Origin of the sequence: Geopseudomonas aromaticivorans (assembly GCF_019097855.1) — a bacterium.
GTDB lineage: Bacteria > Pseudomonadota > Gammaproteobacteria > Pseudomonadales > Pseudomonadaceae > Geopseudomonas > Geopseudomonas aromaticivorans.
Genome location: NZ_JAHRGL010000025.1, coordinates 20,380 through 27,324 on the forward strand (window position 1 = coordinate 20,380; position 6,945 = coordinate 27,324).

The following is a 6,945-nucleotide window of genomic DNA, read 5'->3' on the forward strand; positions in this document are numbered from 1 at the left end:
ACAATTATAAGGAAGATAAGATGGACACACTTCGTTACTATCTGATTCCCCTTGTCACTGCTTGTGGTGTCATTGGATTTTACTATGGAGGGGACTGGGTATGGCTCGGGGCTGCGACATTCCCATTGCTAATGGTTCTCGATATCGCTCTGCCAAGAGACTTTGGGGTCAGAAAAGTCATTCCTTTCCTTGCAGACCTCACTCAGTATTTGCAGCTACCACTGATGATTAGTCTATATGGTTTTTTAATTGTCGGAGTCAATGGCGGGCGGATTGATCTTGGCGAGCCAGTACAAGTTCTGGGGTGTATTCTTTCTTTGGCTTGGCTTAGTGGTGTGCCTTCTCTTCCTGTTTCACATGAGTTGATGCATCGGAGGCACTGGTTGCCGCGGAGAATGGCGCAGCTATTGGCTACTTTTTATGGCGATCCAAACCGAGATATTGCTCATGTCACGACGCATCATCTTGAGCTTGATACGCCGCTCGATAGCGATACGCCATACCGTGGGCAGACAATTTACAGTTTCGTGGTCACTGCAACTGTTGGTGCGATCAAAGATGCGGCAAAGATCGAGGCTGAAATCCTGCGTAGAAAAGGAAAATCCCCATGGAATTTGTCTAACAGAATGTACCAATATGTCGTACTCTTACTCGCACTGCCTGGCATTGTGACTTATTTCGGAGGTACGACTGCAGGCTTGGTGGCGATTATTTCAATGGTCAGCGCGAAGGCGATCGTCGAGGCTTTCAATTACTTTCAGCACTATGGATTGGTGCGCGAAATCGGTAAGCCTATCCAACTACACCATGCGTGGAACCATATGGGGATGATTGTGCGTCCGTTGGGTTGTGAGATAACGAATCATATCAATCATCACATTGATGGCTATACTCGGTTTTACGAGCTTCGTCCAGAAAGAGAGGCTCCTCAAATGCCTTCCCTTTTTGTATGTTTCCTTCTCGGCCTTATTCCGCCTCTTTGGTTTAAATTTATTGCAATGCCAAAATTGAAGGACTGGGATCAACGTTATGCGACGCCAGGTGAGCGTGAGTTAGCGATGGAATCAAATAAAAAGGCCGGATGGCCGCTGTGGGTTAAGTAGCGTTAAGTAGCTTAATATTTAGGTATAATTGATCTAGGCCGTAAATGACTTATCCGGGCCAAGCCAATGCTCCGGATCATCTTGCCACCCATCTGGGCGATGTGGCTCAGTTTGAATGTGCGTTTTTAGAGGTGCTCTTATGGAGAGATGTTGTTTACGGCCGCTTACATATAAATCAGTTTTCCTGGAAAAGCTACGTAATATGATATTTGGTGTTTTTTTTAACTCGCCATAGCCAGCTTAATGATGGGATTTTGCATGAATTTTTATGGGAAAATTTTAGGTTTATTGAGGCGCCCTCAAGAGTCAAGAGTTTCGGTTAAAGGACAGGATGTTGAATTTGATGTGCCCCGAGGCACAACGATTCTCGAGAGTGCCTTGCATAATGGCATAGCCTTTCCACACGATTGCAAGGTTGGAACTTGTGGCGCATGTAAATATAAGCTGGTTTCTGGAAAAATAAGCGAGCTGGCATCTTCTGCTATGGGGTTGAGTGGTGACTTTTATCAATCCGGATATCGCTTGGGTTGCCAGTCTGTACCCAAGGGAGATCTGGTAATTGAGCTGGACAAAGAGCTCGGATTGGCGATTGTTCCGAAAGAAACAAGAGCCTTGATTAGCGGGCAGAAAAGCCTCGCGCATGATGTAATTGAGCTAACTGTTGTTACGGACAAAAAAATACTTTTTTGTCCTGGCCAGTATGCAGATATTGAAAATTCAGAATTGTCTACAGTGAGGAGCTATTCTTTTTCTTCGCCCCACCAAGATAAAGGATTCTTAAGTTTTCATGTGCGTCACGTTCCGGGAGGGGTGTTCAGTGGTTGGTTATTTGGTGATGACCGAACCGGGGCTACACTAACCTTGCGAGGCCCCTATGGTCAGTTCGGTTTACATGAGAGTGAGGCCGCGATGATTTGCGTAGCCGGAGGGACGGGGCTCGCGCCAATTAAATGTATTTTGCAGAGTATGACGGGAGCTCAGCGTGAGCGTGATGTCTTCTTATTTTTTGGCGCGCGGCAACAGCGTGATTTATATTGTCTTGATGCAATACAGGCGCTGCAGCGCGAGTGGGGTGGTCGTTTCGAGCTTATTCCGGTGCTTTCCGAAGAACCTGCAACTTCTTCATGGAATGGCAGGCGTGGCATGGTAACAGAGCATTTTCAGGAGTTCTTGCAGGGACAGATGTGTGAAGGATATCTCTGTGGGCCTCCTCCTATGGTTGACGCGGCAGAGTCCGAGCTTGTTCGGCTGGGTGTAGCGCGCGAATATATATATGCTGATAGATTCTATAATCGACCTCCAGTATGAGGGTGATGTTTTTTAGACAAAATAATTTTTTGGAAAGAGCTGTGGTTAAATATGACTTTCAAGTGTAGGAATATTTCGGGATAAAGGAAGACGGTTGTTCGGCGACGAGTGAATAATAAGGAAATGCTTGGTTCTTGTGCTTGATGTTTAGTAAAACTTTTTGATAATTAAAGAGGAGTTCGAAATGGAGATCAAAGCGGCAGTTGTACGCCAAAAAAAAGGACCGTTCATTCTTGAGGACGTGATTCTTAATGAGCCTGCGGAAGATCAAATCCTAGTTCGACTGGTTGCGACCGGTTTGTGTCATACAGATCTCGTTTGTCGTGATCAGTATTATCCGGTTCCGCTGCCGATGGTTTTTGGGCACGAGGGGGCTGGTGTAGTTGAGAAAGTAGGGCCGGCGGTTAAAAAAGTTCAGCCAGGTGATCATGTTGTTTTGACTTTTTATACCTGTGGACGTTGTGAAGCATGTTTTTCCGGTGATCCAACCAGTTGTGCCAATTCGTTCGTTCCTAATTTTATGGGACGCTCGGTTTCAGGCGAATGCACCATTCATGGACACGATGGATCGGAAGTAGGAGCTAGTTTTTTTGGACAATCTTCCTTTGCGACCTATGCGTTGGCTTACGAACGCAACACAGTGAGGGTTACGAAGGACGTACCGCTTGAGCTCCTTGGCCCCCTTGGTTGTGGTATTCAAACTGGTGCAGGCTCCGTCCTTAACGCGCTCAACCCTTCGGCAGGCTCATCTATTGCGATTTTTGGTGCCGGGGCTGTAGGTCTTTCGGCTGTTATGGGTGCCGTTCTGGCGGGTTGTACGACAATCATCGTTGTTGATGTCAAAGAGAATCGCCTCAAATTGGCCAGTGAGCTTGGGGCGACGCACGTGATTAATGCAACAAATTCTGATCCAGTTGAGAGGATTAAAGAAATCTGTGCTGGTGGTGCTCCATATGTGCTCGAAACAAGCGGTTTGCCTTCCGTTCTTGAGCAGGCGATTCTCAGTTCCGCTATAGGTGGTGAGATAGGTATTGTAGGTGCGCCACCTATGGGGGCTACGGTTCCCGTTGACATTAATTTTTTACTATTTAATCGTAAGCTTCGAGGTATCGTTGAGGGGCAATCTGTTTCGGATATCTTTATTCCAAGATTGGTTGAGCTATATCGTCAAGGGAAGTTTCCGTTCGACAAATTGATAAAGTTCTATTCATTTGATCAGATTAATCAGGCGGCTGAGGATTCGGAAAAGGGAGTAACACTTAAGCCGGTGATTCGTATTTCCTCAAAATAGCACAGTAGAAACATAGATTTGTGCACAGTCGTTATGCGCGGCTTTCGCACGATCGATGTGATAGTCATCTTGCAATTCATTTAACCTCCTCCCATTCACAGTTATTTTTTTGGGGGGGGGTAAATAATAATAAATGGTGAAGGCTATGGCGTGTAAAATTTTCTACCGAAGTATCGTTGGCGTGCTTTTGAGTGTTTCGTCATTCTATGCGTTAGCGACAGATGGCTTGTATCTTGAGGGTTTTGGTGCAATTTCGAGAGGTATGGGAGGGACCGCTGTTGCTCATTATGTCGGTCCGGCGTCAATGATGGTTAACCCGGCGACAATGGATTTGTCAGATGCGACAGGTGAAGTGTTGCTAGGGTTCGACTTGATTACCACTGACATCAGTGCTTCGAGTGTTACTACAGGTGAAGGCGTGTCATCAAGCACGCATTCTAATAATAGAGGTCCGTATGTTGCCCCTCAGTTTGCTTTTACTCGTAAATTTTCCAACTGGACTGTTGGCGCGGGTATGTTTGCACAAGCTGGTGTAGGGGTCGAGTATGGCAAGTCAAGTTTTTTGTCGCGCGGTGATGTTGGTGGAGTGGGTTATGCCGCTGGCGCTGATACAGGTTTTGAGAATGCGAGCCGATTGTTTATTCTTGACATACCTCTTGCGGTAAGTTACAAGGTTAATGATCGTTTTTCCATCGGAGGATCGTTGGATGCAAAATGGACTGGTTTGAATCTTGATTACTTGCTTGGAATGAATCAGTTAGGTAGCCTTGCTCAGAGTGGACGAGCTTCTGGCTCCTTAATTGGGTTGATCAGTGCTTTACCTGATCCGCGTGGTGTGCATCTGAGCGTTAGCAAAAACGAAGAAATTGCAAGTGGTGCAGATGGTTGGGGTTTCTCTGGTAGGTTAGGTTTGTTGTATAAGGTGACGCCTACAACAAACTTGGGTGCTTCTTACATGTTCAAGAGTCATATGAACGATCTAAAGGGGCGAGGAACTGTCACTGCCGTGGATGGCTTACTTGGTAATGTACCTATTGGTGGGGAGGTTCGTTTTTTAAATTTCAACTCGCCTGCCAAGCTTGATGTAGGCTTGAGCCATAATGTAACTGACAGGTTCTTGCTCGCTTTAGATTTATCTCGGGTTTTCTGGAAGGATGCTTTGAAAGATATTGACGTGGGCTTTTCTAGTGACGCTGGGGGTGTTGATCTGAAATTACCTCAGAACGCCAAGGATCAAACGATTGTGGCAATTGGGGCTTCGTATGCCGCGACCCAGAAGCTTACGCTGCGAGCAGGATACCGTCAGGCTACTCAGCCATTTAATGATGAGGGGTTGCTTGCCCTGATTCCAGCGGTTTTACAGAAGCATGCCTCCTTAGGCTTTAGCTATAATTTCTCTAAATCGAGCAGATTTGATGCCGCATACTCACACGCCTTTGAGCGTAGTATGACTAACCGTTCACCTTACAACACATCATCTCCTGTTAGGTCGTCCATAGCACAAGATAATTTTGTCTTGAACTACATCTATTCATTCTGATAGTGGATTTAAACCAGGTTGGTGTATTGAAAATTAAGTGCTGTGCTAGGAAGCCGCTGTTTGATTCGTATTATGCTTCCTAGCACCACTTTATCGAGGCTGTAGCTACTTGTTCTGCTGTTCGGCTAGATAGTGAATGGCTTCAGTTTTTTCTTATTTATGTGCACTTCACTATATTTTCCCGTTTTATGTTCAGATATCCATAGCGGGCTGGTCGAAGTAGGCTTGTATGGCTGGAGTCTGCGATATTTTTCTTAGGGACATGAGGCTATGGATAATAAGCTAACGCTGCTGGGCGACGATCCGGGTTTTTCGGTTTTGGCGGAAAGTTTGCCTAGTTTTACGTTTTGGATGCTGCCTTAGCTTCATCGCATGGACAAATAGTAAAGCGAAGTGGAATGTCACAACACCTTCAATATGCTCGATAAACGCTGTGCTCTATACATGGCCGGACCCAACATCGAGCAGGCCTGGGATTGGGTGCGCGTGCCAAAGTCGAGTATCCGTTCCGCGTGCTCAAGTGACATTTTAGCTACTCAAGGTGTGTTTCCGTTAGTTGCTGACGAGCACTGCTCAGTTGTGACGTTGTTTGTGCTGGCGAGCCTGTGAATGGCGCTTCGGAATTTGCTGGAATATGCAAGAAAGGTGTGTCTATGATGCGGTGAATAGTTGTGGAAAGTTGCTGTCAAAGGGTGAAAAGCACCGAAATTAGTGAGTGATCTGATCATTTTCGATTGGCTCGCTAATTTCAAGTTCGGCGGAGGCTGAAGCAGCTATAATTACTTTGCTAATTCAGACGTTCTCTAATAAGATCTATTGAGTATAAATATAATGGGACTTATACAGTGGGCTTTTTGGATGTTGGTAGCGGCGGCTGCGGGCGGGTTGTTTTTCGGATTGCTGTCGGTAATGAAGGTGCGTTATCCCTCATGGTTCGGCTTGGGGCATGGTGGGCTTGGCTTGGCGGGTCTCATAACACTGGGCTATGCCTTGTACAGCGCTCCGCCCGATGTCGCGCTCCCACAGGCCGCTGTCTGGGCACTGGGCCTGCTAAGCGTTGCGTTTTTAGGGGGGGCGCTTTTTTTTGGCATGCTGTTCCGCCAGGCCAAACCGCTGTGGGCGATCATGGGGCACGGAAGCTTGGCGATGGTCGGTGTCATCGTGCTTTTTTTTGCTGCCTACTGAGCAGCCCCGTATGCGGCTACAACTGGGCACCTCTAAAGCCCAGCACCCGCTGGTCATCCTTGGCCCGCGCCGACTTCGGCTCTGCCAGCCAGGCGTAGTAACCACTGGCATGCACGTTCAGAGTCAGGCACAGACGGCGAACCGAATAGTCTGCGGATTGCTGTTTGATGAAGGCGTACTTCAGCCGCACTCCTTGGCAAAGTACGCGGCGGCCTTCCTAAGAAACACATTCGGCGACCTTTAGGGAAATTCTGAAGAAGACTTCCTGATTTTGGCAAAATACGCGGATTCCACCCGCCGAGTTTTCCGATGAAGCAGATGACCTTCGCCGACGCCGAGTACGCCGGCAAGCGCAAGCAGACCCGCAAGGAATTGTTCCTGATCGAGATGGATCGTATGCGATCCATAAACCCCACCTGCCCATCAGCGGGTTAGCGGTTTACTGTGGCATCTCTGACGAGCAGTTCCACGGCAGCAGGGCTTCGTAGTCTGCTACTGAGGAAGCGTGCGGCAGTCGC

6 protein-coding genes and 1 pseudogene are annotated in these 6,945 nt (G+C 47.4%); 6 read left to right on the plus strand and 1 reads right to left on the minus strand.

What is annotated here, in order from left to right; genetic code table 11:
• Positions 1-20 precede the first annotated feature (20 nt).
• The 5 genes from xylM (at position 21) to KRX52_RS11120 (ending at position 6,427) form a co-directional block, all read left to right on the plus strand.
• The gene (gene xylM / locus KRX52_RS11100; RefSeq protein ID WP_217681795.1) at positions 21-1,103 is read left to right on the plus strand and encodes a xylene monooxygenase subunit XylM; all 1,083 of its coding nucleotides are present in this window, start codon (positions 21-23) and stop codon (positions 1,101-1,103) included.
• Positions 1,104-1,361: 258 nt separating this feature from the next.
• Positions 1,362-2,411 (plus strand): 2Fe-2S iron-sulfur cluster-binding protein, encoded by a 1,050-nt coding sequence (locus KRX52_RS11105; RefSeq protein ID WP_217681796.1) that lies wholly within the window; start codon positions 1,362-1,364, stop codon positions 2,409-2,411.
• Between the two features lie 184 nt (positions 2,412-2,595).
• A complete protein-coding gene (locus KRX52_RS11110) occupies positions 2,596-3,702 on the plus strand; it encodes an NAD(P)-dependent alcohol dehydrogenase (RefSeq protein WP_217681797.1) in 1,107 nt (368 codons plus the stop codon).
• A 133-nt stretch (positions 3,703-3,835) separates the two neighbouring features.
• On the plus strand, positions 3,836-5,242 hold the full coding sequence (locus KRX52_RS11115) for an OmpP1/FadL family transporter (RefSeq protein WP_254797523.1): 1,407 nt from the start codon (positions 3,836-3,838) through the stop codon (positions 5,240-5,242).
• An 858-nt stretch (positions 5,243-6,100) separates the two neighbouring features.
• The gene (locus KRX52_RS11120) at positions 6,101-6,427 is read left to right on the plus strand and encodes a hypothetical protein (RefSeq protein ID WP_217681798.1); all 327 of its coding nucleotides are present in this window, start codon (positions 6,101-6,103) and stop codon (positions 6,425-6,427) included.
• A gap of 37 nt (positions 6,428-6,464) precedes the next feature.
• Here KRX52_RS11120 and KRX52_RS11125 read toward each other — a convergent pair.
• Positions 6,465-6,644 (minus strand): annotated as a pseudogene (locus tag KRX52_RS11125) (IS3 family transposase); the annotation flags it as partial.
• A gap of 92 nt (positions 6,645-6,736) precedes the next feature.
• On the opposite strand from KRX52_RS11125, the gene KRX52_RS20965 reads away from it, so the two are divergent.
• Complete coding sequence (locus tag KRX52_RS20965) at positions 6,737-6,862, plus strand: hypothetical protein (protein ID WP_302850372.1); 126 nt, start codon at positions 6,737-6,739, stop codon at positions 6,860-6,862.
• Positions 6,863-6,945: the final 83 nt, after the last annotated feature.

Excerpts from the sequence above, each read along its gene's own strand:
- xylM (WP_217681795.1), top strand. The coding sequence starts at position 21 with ATGGACACACTTCGTTACTATCTGATTCCCCTTGTCACTGCTTGTGGT.
- KRX52_RS11105 (WP_217681796.1), top strand. The coding sequence starts at position 1,362 with ATGAATTTTTATGGGAAAATTTTAGGTTTATTGAGGCGCCCTCAAGAG.
- KRX52_RS11110 (WP_217681797.1), top strand. The coding sequence starts at position 2,596 with ATGGAGATCAAAGCGGCAGTTGTACGCCAAAAAAAAGGACCGTTCATT.
- KRX52_RS11115 (WP_254797523.1), top strand. The coding sequence starts at position 3,836 with ATGGTGAAGGCTATGGCGTGTAAAATTTTCTACCGAAGTATCGTTGGC.
- KRX52_RS11120 (WP_217681798.1), top strand. The coding sequence starts at position 6,101 with ATGTTGGTAGCGGCGGCTGCGGGCGGGTTGTTTTTCGGATTGCTGTCG.
- KRX52_RS20965 (WP_302850372.1), top strand. The coding sequence starts at position 6,737 with ATGAAGCAGATGACCTTCGCCGACGCCGAGTACGCCGGCAAGCGCAAG.